The sequence below is a fragment of the Nitratiruptor tergarcus DSM 16512 genome (assembly GCF_027946175.1).
In the GTDB taxonomy this organism is placed as follows: domain Bacteria; phylum Campylobacterota; class Campylobacteria; order Campylobacterales; family Nitratiruptoraceae; genus Nitratiruptor; species Nitratiruptor tergarcus.
Genome location: NZ_AP026671.1, coordinates 139,872 through 153,507 on the forward strand (window position 1 = coordinate 139,872; position 13,636 = coordinate 153,507).

At 38.7% G+C, this 13,636-nt stretch carries 15 protein-coding genes; 11 read left to right on the plus strand and 4 right to left on the minus strand.

The window, feature by feature from the left end:
• Positions 1-2: 2 nt before the first annotated feature.
• From rho to NITER_RS00780, 3 genes are all read right to left on the minus strand, one after another.
• Complete coding sequence (gene rho / locus NITER_RS00770; protein ID WP_231988915.1) at positions 3-1,376, minus strand: transcription termination factor Rho; 1,374 nt, start codon at positions 1,374-1,376, stop codon at positions 3-5.
• Between the two features lie 85 nt (positions 1,377-1,461).
• On the minus strand, positions 1,462-2,520 hold the full coding sequence (locus tag NITER_RS00775) for an integrase core domain-containing protein (RefSeq protein WP_281847799.1): 1,059 nt from the start codon (positions 2,518-2,520) through the stop codon (positions 1,462-1,464).
• Between the two features lie 39 nt (positions 2,521-2,559).
• Positions 2,560-2,955 (minus strand): hypothetical protein, encoded by a 396-nt coding sequence (locus NITER_RS00780; RefSeq protein ID WP_084276530.1) that lies wholly within the window; start codon positions 2,953-2,955, stop codon positions 2,560-2,562.
• Between the two features lie 23 nt (positions 2,956-2,978).
• Between NITER_RS00780 and NITER_RS00785 the strand changes: the two genes are divergently transcribed.
• Genes NITER_RS00785 through ccoS form a run of 3 tightly spaced genes read left to right on the plus strand, consistent with a single transcriptional unit; the run spans position 2,979 to position 6,066 of the window.
• Positions 2,979-3,461 carry an asparaginase domain-containing protein gene (locus tag NITER_RS00785; RefSeq protein ID WP_084276529.1) on the plus strand — a complete coding sequence of 161 codons (483 nt, stop codon included), beginning with the start codon at positions 2,979-2,981 and terminating at the stop codon, positions 3,459-3,461.
• Positions 3,449-5,848: a heavy metal translocating P-type ATPase gene (locus NITER_RS00790; RefSeq protein ID WP_084276528.1), complete on the plus strand. Its 2,400-nt coding sequence runs from the start codon at positions 3,449-3,451 to the stop codon at positions 5,846-5,848. Before NITER_RS00785 ends, NITER_RS00790 begins: the two co-directional genes overlap by 13 nt.
• Entirely contained in the window at positions 5,833-6,066 is a 234-nt protein-coding gene (ccoS, locus tag NITER_RS00795) for a cbb3-type cytochrome oxidase assembly protein CcoS (RefSeq protein ID WP_084276527.1), read from the plus strand. The genes NITER_RS00790 and ccoS overlap by 16 nt, the downstream gene beginning before the upstream one ends.
• A 131-nt stretch (positions 6,067-6,197) precedes the next feature.
• Here ccoS and NITER_RS00800 read toward each other — a convergent pair whose 3' ends face one another.
• Positions 6,198-6,497, minus strand: coding sequence for a c-type cytochrome (locus NITER_RS00800; RefSeq protein WP_084276620.1), 300 nt, complete (start codon positions 6,495-6,497; stop codon positions 6,198-6,200).
• A gap of 72 nt (positions 6,498-6,569) precedes the next feature.
• Between NITER_RS00800 and gmhB the strand changes: the two genes are divergently transcribed.
• Genes gmhB through NITER_RS00840 form a run of 8 tightly spaced genes read left to right on the plus strand, consistent with a single transcriptional unit; the run spans position 6,570 to position 13,636 of the window.
• On the plus strand, positions 6,570-7,046 hold the full coding sequence (gmhB, locus tag NITER_RS00805; protein WP_084276526.1) for a D-glycero-beta-D-manno-heptose 1,7-bisphosphate 7-phosphatase: 477 nt from the start codon (positions 6,570-6,572) through the stop codon (positions 7,044-7,046).
• Complete coding sequence (gene rfaD, locus NITER_RS00810) at positions 7,043-8,035, plus strand: ADP-glyceromanno-heptose 6-epimerase (RefSeq protein ID WP_084276525.1); 993 nt, start codon at positions 7,043-7,045, stop codon at positions 8,033-8,035. Before gmhB ends, rfaD begins: the two co-directional genes overlap by 4 nt.
• Positions 8,035-9,441 carry a D-glycero-beta-D-manno-heptose-7-phosphate kinase gene (gene rfaE1 / locus NITER_RS00815; RefSeq protein ID WP_143779679.1) on the plus strand — a complete coding sequence of 469 codons (1,407 nt, stop codon included), beginning with the start codon at positions 8,035-8,037 and terminating at the stop codon, positions 9,439-9,441. The genes rfaD and rfaE1 overlap by 1 nt, the downstream gene beginning before the upstream one ends.
• The gene (gene gmhA, locus NITER_RS00820; protein ID WP_084276524.1) at positions 9,434-9,997 is read left to right on the plus strand and encodes a D-sedoheptulose 7-phosphate isomerase; all 564 of its coding nucleotides are present in this window, start codon (positions 9,434-9,436) and stop codon (positions 9,995-9,997) included. Before rfaE1 ends, gmhA begins: the two co-directional genes overlap by 8 nt.
• Positions 9,997-10,914: a glycosyltransferase family 9 protein gene (locus NITER_RS00825; protein ID WP_084276523.1), complete on the plus strand. Its 918-nt coding sequence runs from the start codon at positions 9,997-9,999 to the stop codon at positions 10,912-10,914. Before gmhA ends, NITER_RS00825 begins: the two co-directional genes overlap by 1 nt.
• Positions 10,907-11,716, plus strand: a complete 810-nt coding sequence (locus NITER_RS00830; protein ID WP_084276522.1) for a lysophospholipid acyltransferase family protein — start codon at positions 10,907-10,909, stop codon at positions 11,714-11,716. Before NITER_RS00825 ends, NITER_RS00830 begins: the two co-directional genes overlap by 8 nt.
• Complete coding sequence (locus NITER_RS00835) at positions 11,709-12,566, plus strand: ELM1/GtrOC1 family putative glycosyltransferase (protein WP_159445341.1); 858 nt, start codon at positions 11,709-11,711, stop codon at positions 12,564-12,566. The genes NITER_RS00830 and NITER_RS00835 overlap by 8 nt, the downstream gene beginning before the upstream one ends.
• Positions 12,563-13,636: a glycosyltransferase family 4 protein gene (locus tag NITER_RS00840; protein WP_084276520.1), complete on the plus strand. Its 1,074-nt coding sequence runs from the start codon at positions 12,563-12,565 to the stop codon at positions 13,634-13,636. Before NITER_RS00835 ends, NITER_RS00840 begins: the two co-directional genes overlap by 4 nt.

The following is a 13,636-nucleotide window of genomic DNA, read 5'->3' on the forward strand; positions in this document are numbered from 1 at the left end:
TATTATGCACCTTCGTTCATGATAGAGAGAAACTCTTCATTATTTTTAGTTTTGAGCATTTTAGAGTACAAGAATTTGAGTGCTTCCACTTCATCCATAGACTGCATCGCATTGCGTAGTGCCCATATTTTTGGCAGTGTGTTTGGATCTACTAAGAGCTCCTCTTTGCGGGTACCAGATTTGAGCACATCAATTGCAGGATAGATTCGTCTATCGGCTATGCGCCTATCAAGTACGATCTCACAGTTTCCTGTACCTTTAAACTCTTCAAAAATCACCTCATCCATGCGTGATCCCGTATCGATAAGTGCAGTTGAGATGATTGTGAGGCTTCCTCCCTCTTCAATATTACGCGCTGCACCAAAAAACCTCTTAGGTTTATGCAATGCATTTGCATCAACACCACCGCTCAGCACTTTACCACTGGAAGGTGTGACGGTATTGTATGCTCTTGCAAGGCGTGTAATGGAATCGAGCAAAATAACTACATCTTTTCCCATCTCAACGCGCCTTTTTGCTTTTTCTATGACAAGTTCTGCTACGCGTACATGGTTTTTTGCTGGCATATCAAAAGTAGAGCTATACACTTCGCCCCGCACGCTTCTCTCCATATCTGTAACCTCTTCAGGACGCTCATCTACAAGAAGGACAATGAGCTCAACTTCAGGATGGTTTTTGGCGATCCCATGGGCAAGCTCTTTCATAAGCTCAGTTTTCCCGCTTCTTGGAGGCGCAACAATGAGTGCACGCTGCCCTTTTCCGACTGGTGTGAAGAGATCAAGCACGCGTCCAGTGAGTCTAGTAGGATCATATTCAAGTTTAAGGCGCTCTGTTGGGTAGAGTGGGGTAAGGTTATCAAAAAGGGGACGTTTTTTTGACTCTTCAGGTGGAAGATAGTTGATTGCCTCAATTTTTAAAAGCGCATAGTAACGCTCTTGATCTTTTGGAGGTCTTACTTGGCCAGTGACAATATCTCCCGTACGCAATGCAAAACGTCTAATTTGTGTAGCACTTACATATGCATCATTCGCACTATTTGAAAAGTTCTCATTGATAGCGCGTAAAAACCCATATCCCTCTTGTGTTACTTCCAATATTCCTGTAAAGAGGATATAACCGCCTTTGCTCACCTGGTTTTTAAGGATCTCAAACATGAGGTCTTGGCGTTTGAGCTCTTGAGGGTTTTCGATACCAAGCTCTAGTGCGATATCAAGAAGCTCATCGATAGTTTTTGTACGAAGCTCTTCGATTGTGTAGCCTTCTACGGGAATATGTGTGCGTTTTGAGCCGTTGTTTTTATTTTTTTGGGCATTCTCTTCAGCAAGAGTGGTTTCAGATAATGAATTACTCATTGCGTCACTATTTTTTTCGCTCATGATTTCCTTCTTCGGTAGTATTTGCAGAATTTTTGAAGTGTAAACTCTTGTGTTTTTGCAATTTTAAACAAAATAGCAGCTTTAGTCAAGTTTGTGTATAAGTCCAATACATATGGCACTCATAATGATTTTCAAGAAGGTATTGTACCGGAGATTTAAAATTAAGAGAAGAGTGTGGTATTTTGGTATTGTAATCGATGAGCCATTTTGCTAATTTTTTATTGAATTCATCCAAATCTGTAAAGAGTAAATCTTCATAGTATTGAATAAATTGTTCTTGAATTGTTCTATTGAATCTTTCATTGTGTGCATTCATTTTAGGGCTCCTTGGATATGTCCAGTAGTGTGTAAAGCCTTTTTGTTCAAGCAGAGCATCAAACTCTTTTTTAAATTCACTGCCATTATCTGAAAGAATTGCAAGTTTACGTTTTTGTTTGATGGAGGTTATTCCATCAATTAAAGCTTCAAGAGCATATGCAGTATGTTTTGCTCTTTTAGATGGAATTGCTACTGCGAATGCAATACGTGTGAGTGGGTCAATCATAGTAAGGATATATCGTTTTATACCGTTTGATACTATTTGGATGGTATCGACTGCCCAGAGTTCAAATGGTTTAGATTTGAGGTTTTTTGGTTTTCTGTTTTTTTGTGTCTTCTTTTTTGGTTTCACTTTTCCTTTTGTATCGATGCGGTAGGGAAAAAGTCTCATTGTATCTGGTGCTTTTGCGATTATTCTTCCTATTGTGGATTCCGAGGGAGTTTTAAGTTCTTTTTCTTCACAAAAAGGTTTAAGCAGGTGGTAGAGTTTTGCTTTGCCGATGTTGGGATATGCTTTTCTTAATCGTTTTATCTCTTTAATAACTTCTATTGGAACTTTTGACTCTCTTACTCTTTTTGGTCTTCGTGATTTTGGATTTAAGGCTTTTATATCGCCATCTGCATCATTGAAACTCTTTTTCCATCGAAAGAGTGTTCTTCTGCTTACTCCAAAAGCTTCAGTTGTTGCTGCTAGTCCATATTTTTCCCAAAACTCCAATATCTTTTTTCTTCTTTTTGCCTCTTCGCTTATCATAAGCGAATTGTAGTATATCCTCTCTAATCTTTTATATCCTTTGAGCCCTGGCAACGTGTATTTGATTTGCACTCCTCACTCTCCCTCTCGGAGTGCCATATGTGTTTGAACTTATGCAGTTTGCATAAAAGCAATAAATAAAAGGAGAGGAAAGAGTATTACATTAATATAACTCATCCAGCGCTCTATTTTTATATCTAAAGGAATAGGTAAAATTTCATGAAGTTTTTGTTCTTGGAGTTTTTGAATGACAACTAGTTCAAAAGAGATATTGAGGAATTTAAAAAAGAGGATTGTGAGAAACCAAAAATTGGTAAGATCGTATTTAATTCCAAGATAGAGAGCATAGATAAAACTTGGATGGGAAAAGAAGAAATAAAAAAGTCCTTTTTGGTATTTTGTATAGAGATTGTTAATGACCTCTTGCAAAGTTGCACCACTTTGCCAGGATGATTCATAAAATTCAAAAAGTGCTAATACAAAAACGTATATAATAACCTCATTCATTGATATCCTTTTAAAGGTCTGGTGTGATTATACTAAATACAGGGGGAACCTTTAATAAAATCTATGATCCAATCAAAGGCTTACTTATTGTGCCAAAAAGCAATAGAGCAGTGGAAGAGATTATAAAGAATATTAATCAAAATATTGCGTACAAGGGACTTATCTATAAAGATAGTCTTGAATTTACAGATGAGGATAGAGAAAAACTTGTTGCTACTATTGAAAAATTGGATGAAAAAAGCATAGTAGTAGTGCATGGAACAGATACGATGGATAAGAGTGCTGCGTATGTAGCGCAGCGGGTAAAAGATAAATGTATTATTTTTACAGGTTCAATGATACCTTATAGTATAGATAAGGCTGAAGCAAGCTCCAATCTTACGCTTGCTATCGCAAAGGGGCTCTATGCGTATGAAGAGGGTGTCTTCATTGCTATGCACGGCATTGTTGCAAAGCATAACCGAGTTTATAAAGATCGTCAAAGGGGAGTTTTTTGTCTAAAGTAAAATGTGATCACTGCCATTTGGAGTTCGATGAGAGTGTGATGATTAAAGATGGAGATCTCCACTTTTGCTGTAAAGGCTGCCAGGGAGTATACCATCTGCTAAAAGCTGAGGGGCTTGATAGCTTTTACGATAAGCTTGGTGATACTAAACTGCAGCCAGCTACAACGCAAACAGAAGATCTCCAAAAATTTGATCTTGAGGGATTTATAAAGCGCTATGTCAAGCAAAGAGATGATGGATTGTATGAAATACATCTCATTATTGAGGGGATTCACTGTGCAGCATGCGTGTGGCTTAATGAAAAGGTGCTGCATAAACTCCCAGGCATCATTGAAGCATCTATAAACTATTCAAATAATAAAGCCAAAATCATCTGGGATCCAAGTGAGCTCAAACTCTCCAAAATCATTGAGACAATTCGCTCTATTGGTTATAACGCTTACCCGTATGATCCAAAGCTTCAAGAGGAGCGGGCTATCAAGCAGCGCCGTGATTATTATGCACGTATTTTAGTAGCAGTTTTTGCTACGATGAATATTATGTGGATTGCTATAGCACAGTATATAGGCTTTTTTACAGGTATGCGCAGTGATATTAAAAATATTTTAAATATTGCTGAGTTTGCACTTGCAACGCCAACACTTTTTTATAGCGGTTGGGTATTTTATCGTGGGGCATACTATGGGCTGAAAAACCGCTTTATCAATATGGATTTTTTGGTAGCTGCTGGCGCAACTCTAGCTTATATCTACTCAATCTATGCGATGCTCACACATACAGGTGAGGTCTACTTCGATTCAGTGACGATGATTATTACGTTTGTTTTAGTAGGGAAATATCTTGAGGTGCTCAGTAAAAAGCAAGCTGTTGATACTGTTGATTCACTTTTAGGTTCACTGCCAGCTGAAGTAGTGGTGGTCAAAGATGGCCAAAAGGCGCTTGTGAGTATAGAAAATGTTTTAGTTGGAGATATTATCGAGATAAAGCCCGGTGAAAAGGTAGTAATTGATGGTGTGATTGTGAGTGGTGAGGGAAGCTTTGATGAGAGCAGTCTTACCGGTGAGAGTGAGCCAGTGTATAAGAGAAAAGGCGATGAGGTGCTAAGCGGCTCCATACTGCTTGATAGTGTGATTCGCTATAGAGCTACGAAAGAGTTTTCAACTTCACTCCTTTCAAATATCGCAACGCTTTTAGAAGATGCAGTGACAAAAAAGCCGTATCTTGAGCAGCTTGCAAACCAGATAAGCGGATATTTTAGTGTGACAATTCTCTCTATTGCACTACTCACCTTTTTGGGCTGGCTTTGGTATACGCAAGACTTTGAGAGAGCCCTTATTGTAGCAGTCAGTGTGATTGTCATAGCGTGTCCATGTGCTTTAGGGCTAGCTACGCCAATGGCAACGTTAGTAGGAATTGGTGAAGCGCTTAAAAGGGGTATTCTTTTTAAGGAGGCTAGCTTTTTAGAAACTACTGCCAAAGCTAATACACTTGTACTAGATAAGACTGGCACTATCACTAAAGGAAAACCGAGTGTGGTGAGTGAGGAGAGATTTAAGGAGTTTGATGAGAGTATTGTCTATACTTTAGTAGAGCAATCAAACCATCCCATTAGTAAAGGTGTATGGGAGTATCTCAAGTCTAAAAATGAGTTTACACTATTGAATGTAAAGGATGTAAAAGAGATAAAAGCAAAAGGGGTTGAGGCAAATATTCAAGGGCATAGTGTCGTAGGTGGAAGTCTAGAGTTTTTACGCGAAAAGAATATAAAAATTGCATATAGTGGAGATAACTCCCTCTTTGCTGTAGCGATCGATGGGGAGTTAGTGGTACTTTATGAGTTGAGTGATGAAATTCGTGAGCAGGCTGCTTATGCGATAGGTAAAATAAAAGAGCTAGGATTTACAGTCTGGATACTTACAGGCGACAATGAAAAAGCTGCAGCAAAAGTAGCAAAAAAAGTTGGTATAGATAACTATAAAGCGAAGCTCTTACCACAAGAAAAGAGTGCTTTTATAGAGCAGTTGCATAAAGAGGGAAGAGTGGTTATAATGGCTGGTGATGGGATTAATGATGCCATAGCTCTTGCATGTAGTGATATTGCTATTGCTATGGGAAGTGGGGCTGATATTGCACTGAGTGTAAGCGATGTGGTACTTTTAGACGAAAAACCTATAAAAATTTATGAAGCAGTGGTGATAAGTAAAAGAGTTTTTCGCGCTGTCAAAGAGAATCTCGCTCTCTCACTCCTCTATAATGTTGTGGCTGTACCGCTAGCAGTATTAGGGTATGTCAATCCACTCTTTGCAGCACTCGCAATGTCTCTTAGCTCTTTAACAGTTGTTGGAAATAGCTTTCGCATAAAAGGAGTCAAATGGATGCTTGGGTAGTTGCTATGATGATCTTTATCTCTACGCTGTTGGGCGCATTTGGGCTTTTTGCACTTGTGTGGGGACTTAAAACGGGGCAGTTTGATGACACAGGAAAATTTTTAGATGGTGCAAGATTTGATGGTGAAGAGGAGCTTAAAGATGCAGTAATGATGGAAGAGAAAAAGAAAAAGCTTTTAGAAAAGAGGCGTCAAGATAAACGGATTATGCCAGATTAGCGCTTTTGATGCTCAAGAAGATACCAAAGTACAGCAAGAAGTATAGGGAGTGCGATCCATACTGCAATTTGGGGAAGTGCAGGATTTTTTAGAATATCATGCATTGTCTGGAGGGGCGTATGCCCCTGTGATTACTGCTTAGAGATGAAATCAGCGATAGCTTCAATATCAGCGTCGCTAAGAGTAGCAACCTGACCTTTCATCAAAGCGCCCATTCCGTGTACATTTCTTGTACCAGCTTTGTAGCCTTTGAGAGCTTCAACAGTTTTTTCTTTTGGCCAACCTTTGATAACTTCAGATTTACCAAGAGCTTTTTTCTCACCATGAGCGCCATGGCATCCTGCACACTTTTTGTAAAGTGTTGCACCATCAGAAGCCATGAGAGTCATTGCAGTTGCTGCTGCGAGTCCTACTATTGCCAATTTCTTCATTCTTACTCCTTTTTTGCTAAAATACACAAAATTATATTTGAAATTTTCTTTAGTAAAAATTAAAGGCTTTATTTGCAAAGAGCTCTTTTTTTAGATCGTGATGGTGTAATTAACGAAGATACGGGGTATGTAGGGAAAATAGAAAATTTTCATTTTATTGATGGAGTTTTTGAAGCGCTTAAAAAAGCGCAAGAGAGAGGATTTTTACTCATTATTATTACAAATCAATCTGGCATAGGCAGAGGCTACTACACGCCACAAGATTTTCAAGAGCTTAGTAACTATATGGTAGAGGAGCTGCGCAAAAGGGGTATTGAAATTACCGATATCTTCTTTTGTCCCCATGCTCCAGAAGAAAACTGCAGCTGCCGCAAGCCAAAACCTGCTATGATATTGGAAGCTGCAAAAAAATATAATATTGATTTACAAAATTCATATATGCTGGGTGATAAACAAAGCGATATTGAAGCTGCACGCAATGCTGGTGTGGGAAAAGCTATCTTGCTATGCGATAAAAGGCTAATAGATGTTATTGAGGAGATTGTATGATAGATTTTAACAGAAAGACTATTTTAATTACAGGGGGAGCCGGTTTTATTGGGAGTAATCTCGCTTTTTACTTTCAAGAAAAATTCCCAGAAGCTAAAGTGATTGTATTTGATAAATTTCGCGATGAGAGCCGTTTTAGTAACGGTAACCGCACCAGTTTTGGCCACTTTAAAAATCTCATAGGTTTTCAAGGTGAGATTATAAGTGGCGATATTACCAATAAAGAGGATTTAGCGAGACTCAATGATTTTAAATTTGATTATATTTTTCATCAAGCTGCTATTAGTGATACGACTGTTCAAGATCAAAAGATAATGATTGATACCAATCTCAACGCTTTTCGCGATCTTTTACAAATGGCAAAGCGCCATAAAGCAGCAATGATCTATGCAAGTAGCGGTGCTGTGTATGGAAAACTACCTGCTCCCCATAAAGTTGGCGTTGAGGCTCCAGCAAATATCTATGGTTTTAGTAAACTTGCTATGGATTATCTTGCCTATGAAGAGATGAAAAAAACAGATCTGCCAATTGTGGGACTACGCTACTTTAATGTCTATGGACCAAGGGAGTACTTTAAAGAAAAAACTGCTTCTATGGTGCTGCAGTTTGGGTTGCAGCTCTTGCGAGGAGAAAAGCCAAGACTCTTTGAAGGGAGCGATAAGATAAAAAGAGATTTTATATTTGTTGAAGATGTGATACAGGCTAATATCAAAGCCTGCTTTGCTAAAAAAAGTGGGGTATATAATGTTGGAACAGGCAAAGCAAGAAGTTTTAAAGATATAGTTGATATCTTGTGTAAAGAGCTTGGCATTCAAAGGGAGTATGAGTATATACCAAATCCTTATGTAAAGCAGTATCAATTTTTCACTGAAGCAGATATTGCACCAACGTGTGAATATTTAGGATATGAGCCAAATTACTCTCTTGAAGAGGGAATAAAAGCAGATATCCCCTATATTAAAAAGATTTACGATGAGGAGATAGTGTGATTAGCCATCTGCGCACGCAACATCCAAAGATATTGGTTGTGGGTGATTTGATGGTTGATCACTATCTCTTTGGAAGTTGTGAGCGCATAAGCCCTGAAGCTCCTGTGCAGGTGGTACAGGTACAAAAAGAGCAGGATCTCTTAGGGGGTGCTGGAAATGTTGTGAATAATCTTCTCTCCTTTGGAGCGAAGGTGAGTGTAGCAAGCGTAATTGGTAAAGATAGTGCGGGGGAGTGGATTAAGCAGAGATTAGATAAAAAAGGTGTAGAGACGCTATTAATACAAGAAGATCGCCCTACTACAAAAAAGAGTAGGGTCATAGCTTCGCACCAGCAGATTGTACGCATAGATAAGGAAGAGGCTAAACCAATTACCAAAAAGAGTGAAGAGCAAATAATTGAAATTATCTCTCAAAATAGTTTTGATCTTATTCTCCTTAGTGATTATGGTAAAGGGGTACTTACACCTACTCTTACGCAGCAAATTATTGCAATGAGCAACGTACCGATTTTTATAGATCCAAAAGGAAAAGATTATAGCAAATACAAGGGTGCTGATCTCATAACTCCCAATAAAAAAGAGGCGAGTGAGGCAAGCGGTATTACTATAAAAGATGATACGTCATTGCAGCAAGCTGGCTTTTTTCTCAAAAAAAACTTTGATCTTAAAAATGTAGTCATAACGCTTTCAGAAGAGGGAATGGCAATATTTGATGAGAAGATGTCAAAGATCCCAACCTTTGCTAAAGAGGTGTATGATGTAACAGGTGCAGGGGATACTGTACTTGGGGCATTTGGCTTTGCATGTGCAAGTGGGTTGAGTCTCCATGAGGCTGCACATTTTGCAAATTTGGCTGCGGGAGTTGTTGTTGGAAAAGTTGGAGCAGCTACTGCAACGCTTGATGAGATAGAGGCTTATGAGAAGGCTTTAGGGCATAGAGGTGCAGAAGATGCAATTAAAAGCTTTGATGAGATAGCAGCAATTGCAAAGAGGGCAAAGAAGAGCGGTGCAAAAGTTGTTTTTACCAATGGGTGTTTTGATATTTTACATTTAGGCCATGTTAAATATTTGCAAAAAGCAAAAGAGCTTGGAGATATTTTGATTGTAGGGCTCAATTCTGATAGCAGCGTTAAGCGTCTCAAGGGCAAAAGCCGCCCTATCAATCCACAATACGATAGAGCATATATTCTAGCCTCTTTAGAAGCGGTCGATTATGTAGTTATTTTTGAAGAGGATACGCCATACGAGCTTATTAAAAAAATTGAGCCAGATATTTTGGTAAAAGGGGCTGATTATAAAGATAAAGAGGTGGTTGGCAGTGATATAGCCAAAGAGACAATTTTGATAGAGTTTGTTGATGGAAAAAGTACGACAAAAATTATAGAGAGGATCCAAAATAATGATTGAGATAATAGAAAAAGAGCTTTTAGCACACCAAAAGGCTTTTGAAAGAGTATGGGAAGAGCTTCGTTTTCATATCTATACTGCAAGTGTGATTTGCACTGAAGCATTGAAAAATCAAAAAAAGATAATGCTTTGTGGTAATGGTGGCAGTGCAGCTGATGCGCAGCATATTGCGGCTGAACTTGTGGGAAGATTTAAAAAAGAGCGCAGAGGCCTTCCTGCAATTGCGCTAACCACTGATACTTCAGCACTTACTGCAATTGGTAATGATTATGGGTATGCCCAAGTATTTGCACGTCAAGTGGAGGCTCTTGGAAAGAGAGGGGATGTGCTCATTGCTATCTCTACAAGCGGAGAGAGTGAAAATGTATTGCGTGCAGTAGAGGTTGCAAGAGCACAGGAGTGTAAAGTAATAGGGCTTCTTGGCAAAGATGGAGGACGCATAAAGGATCTCTGTGATACAAGTATTGTAGTGCCAGTGCACGATACTCCTCGCATTCAAGAAATGCATATTCTCATTGGCCATATTTTGTGTGCACTTATTGATGAGAGTTTTTGATGAAAATTTTAGCGATACGCTTTTCTGGGCTTGGTGATATTGTAATGCTGCTTCCTACTTTGAAGGCATTAAAAGAACGCTATGATGCTGCTATAACACTCCTTTGTGATGAGGCAAATATAAAAATAAAAGAGATCTCATGCGGTATTATAGATGAGGTAATTGGGATCGATAGAGAAGCTTTCCGCCAAAAAAATGTTGTAAGATCGTTGCAAAGCATATTGCAAATATTTAAACTATGGAAAAAGTTTGATAGAGTTTACGATTTTCAAAGTTTTGGAGAGAGTGCAATTATTTCCTGTATAACAGGAGGGGAGCGTTTTGGAGCGGTTAAGAGAGAGTGGATGAGAAAGTGTTATACGCATAGTGTGCCTTATAATACCAAATGTCATCGTAGTGAATTTTTTGCAAAGATTGCAGGTATACAAAAAATCCGAAAACCTAAGCTCTGTGTGACACAAAAGAGTCGCTATGCTACCTTTTTAGATCCGCATAAAAAAACAATTGGGTTCAATATCGGTGCAACAAAAGAAAATAGGCGTTGGAGTGAAAAAAAGTTTTTTGAGCTTGCTCAGCAACTATTGCCTCGTTACAATGTGTTAGTTTTTTTTGGACCAAAAGAGAAGCGATTTTTACATCTATTTAATGATAAACGAATCATAAAAGTTTATGATATTGATCTTGTAGAACTTGCAGCGGCTTTACAGCTTTGTGATCTTGTTGTAAGCAATGATACCGGCCCTGTGCATATGGCAGCTGCATTAGGAGTTCCTACACTGACACTCTTTTCAACAGGTGATGACTGGCAGGTAGGGTGCTTGAATGAAAAAAAGGATTTTATTAAAAAATTACCAATTGATAGTATCAGTGTTGATGAAGTAATGCAAAAAATAGAAGGTCTTTTGCTCCATGCGTGAATGGTTTGAATATGGTGTTGCAAAGACACTTTTGGCATTTTCACGCATTTTGCCACAAAGTTTGCTTTATGCCCTCTTTGAGGGACTAGCTACTCTTTATTACTATATTGATTCAAAAAGAAGAGAGCTGACAAAAGAGAACCTCCAACATGCAGGCTTTTCGCCCTCTCTAGCACTACAAAGCTATTGCGAGATTGCAAAAAGCCTGACAGAAATGCTTCTTATTTTCACGGGACGGTTTGACTTTACCAAAATCAAAGGCGAATTTAAGCTAAAAAGCTCCAAACCAAAAATATTTGTTACTGCACATTTTGGTAATTGGGAGGCGTTGGCACACTACATGGCGCAGCAGGGCTATCCCATGGCAGTGGTTGGGAGAGAGGGAAATAATAAGCTTATTGAAAGAAATATTACTACTCCTTTTCGGCAGCTATATGGCAATAAGCTTGTGTATAAAGAGGGTGCAATGCGTAAACTCATAGCATCTTTGAAAAAGGGAGAAAATATTGGACTCCTCATTGATCAAAAAGCAGGAAATGATGGAATAGATACTACTTTTTTTGGTAGGAGATGTAAAACAGTACCAACGATAGCGATGCTAGCAAAGCGGTTTGATGTGGAGGTTGTGCCTATATTTTTGGCTAGAGAAAAAGACGGCTTTAAAATTATCCAAAAAGAGTTTTCTTGTGAAGGATGTGATATAAAAGAGTTTACACAAAAGCTCAATGATATTATCGAAGAGGTAGTAAGAGAGTATCCAACCCAATGGTTTTGGATGCATAATAGGTGGAAACTTGGATAAGGTACTTATAGTCAGTGATGGCAAAAAGGGGCATGAGAATCAAGCAATTGCCTATGCAAAACTACGTAATGCCTCCTATACTATAGTGTATGTACGTTTTAAAAGCACTTTACATAAGATTCTTGGGTATCTTTTTGATTGGTTAGGTATTTACACAAAGGCGCTCTTTGAGCCATTTGATTTTACATGCGAGTATGATGCGGTTGTGAGTGCTGGAAGTAGTACTTATTATGCTACAAAGCTTATAGCAAAAGCGTGCAATATTCCAAGCATTGCACTCATGCAGCCAAAAGGCTTTCGCAAAAATTTTACAAAAATCTATGCACAAAAACATGATGGGGGATTGCTACCAATCAATTTTGCTGTGAGTCAGCCCCAAGGAGTCTATAAGTGTGAGGGAAAATGTGTGGCTTTGGTTGTAGGGGGAAGCAACTCTGTATTTACAATGCAATTAAAAGATATTCAAGAGGTTGTTGCATATATATTCAAACATTTTCAAGGCTATAAAAAGGTTTTGAGTACCTCTCCAAGAACGCCCAAAGAGATAGAGGAGTATCTTGCCAAGCAGCCTTTTGATTTTAAAATCATCTACTCCAAAGATCCCCGCAATCCGATTGGAGATTTTTTGGCATGTTGTGACTATTTTTTTATCACCATTGATTCAACCTCTATGATTAGCGAAGCAGTTAGTAGCGGCAAAGCTGCAATAGAAGTTGTACCATTGGAAGCAAAAGGAAAAAACAAATATGAAGTTATGGTACAAGAATTAGCGAACGATGGATACTTGCATATCTTTGATGGTACCATCGATAAAGCTAACAAAAAAATCGATTTGAGGCAGTATATATGAGAGTTGTCCAGCTGTTACCAGAACTGCATGAGGGAGGAGTAGAGCGCGGCGTTGTTGAGATGAATAGGGAGTTTGTACAAAAGGGCGTGGAGAGTTTTGTGATAAGTGCAGGAGGAAAACTTGAAGAGCAGATCATAAAAGATGGTGGTGTGCATATGAGGTTTGATGTTTGTAGTAAAAATCCGCTCACAGCGCCTTTGCGCACCGCTGGGCTTAAAAAGATTTTTGGGCAAATCCAGCCAGATATTATTCATGCAAGAAGCCGCGTTCCTGCATGGTTGAGTTACTTTGCAAGAGGAGATATCCCATTTGTAACTACAGTACATGGATTTAATAGCGTCAATCCCTATAGCGCTATTATGACAAAAGGGGAGAGGGTAATTTGCGTGAGTAATCCAGTAAAAAAGTATATCTGCCAGAATTATGCTATAGATGAAGCAAAAATTCGTGTTATTCATAGAGGTGTGGATCTTGAAAAATTTGATTTGCAAAAAATAGATAAGAGTTTTATAGCTACTTTCAAAGAACAATATGATCTTCAAAATAAATTTATCATCACCTCTGTGGGGCGTATAACGCAGCTCAAAGATTATGAGACATTTATCGAAGCCATTGCATTACTCAAAGAGCAAAAACCAAATGTAAGAGGGCTTATTGTTGGGGGAGTGCGCAAAGATAAAGAGGAGTATTTTAAAAAGCTCCAAGACCTTGTAAAGAGACTCGGTGTAGAAGAAAATATTATTTTTACTGGATCTATTGCAAAGGTGAGTGAGATTTATGCGCTGAGTGATGTGGTGGTAAGTAGCTCCAAAAAGCCAGAGAGTTTTGGCAGAAGCATAGCTGAAGCGATGGCTATGAATACTCCTGTTGTAGCAACTGCTCATGGAGGAGCTTTAGATATTTGCAAAGAGGGTTTTGGAGAGCTTTTTAGCCCAGGTGACGCAAGAGAGCTTGCACAAAAGATCTTGCACGTCAAAAAAAGGAGTGATTTACGAGAATATGTAGCAAAAAACTTTTCACTCCAACAGATGGTAGAAAAGACTTTAGCGGTCTATGAGGAGCTTTTGTGA

Coding starts and splice junctions, on each gene's coding strand:
- rho (WP_231988915.1), bottom strand. CDS start 1,376: ATGAGCGAAAAAAATAGTGACGCAATGAGTAATTCATTATCTGAAACC.
- NITER_RS00780 (WP_084276530.1), bottom strand. CDS start 2,955: ATGAATGAGGTTATTATATACGTTTTTGTATTAGCACTTTTTGAATTT.
- ccoS (WP_084276527.1), top strand. CDS start 5,833: ATGGATGCTTGGGTAGTTGCTATGATGATCTTTATCTCTACGCTGTTG.
- NITER_RS00800 (WP_084276620.1), bottom strand. CDS start 6,497: ATGAAGAAATTGGCAATAGTAGGACTCGCAGCAGCAACTGCAATGACT.
- rfaD (WP_084276525.1), top strand. CDS start 7,043: ATGATAGATTTTAACAGAAAGACTATTTTAATTACAGGGGGAGCCGGT.
- gmhA (WP_084276524.1), top strand. CDS start 9,434: ATGATTGAGATAATAGAAAAAGAGCTTTTAGCACACCAAAAGGCTTTT.
- NITER_RS00825 (WP_084276523.1), top strand. CDS start 9,997: ATGAAAATTTTAGCGATACGCTTTTCTGGGCTTGGTGATATTGTAATG.
- NITER_RS00830 (WP_084276522.1), top strand. CDS start 10,907: ATGCGTGAATGGTTTGAATATGGTGTTGCAAAGACACTTTTGGCATTT.
- NITER_RS00840 (WP_084276520.1), top strand. CDS start 12,563: ATGAGAGTTGTCCAGCTGTTACCAGAACTGCATGAGGGAGGAGTAGAG.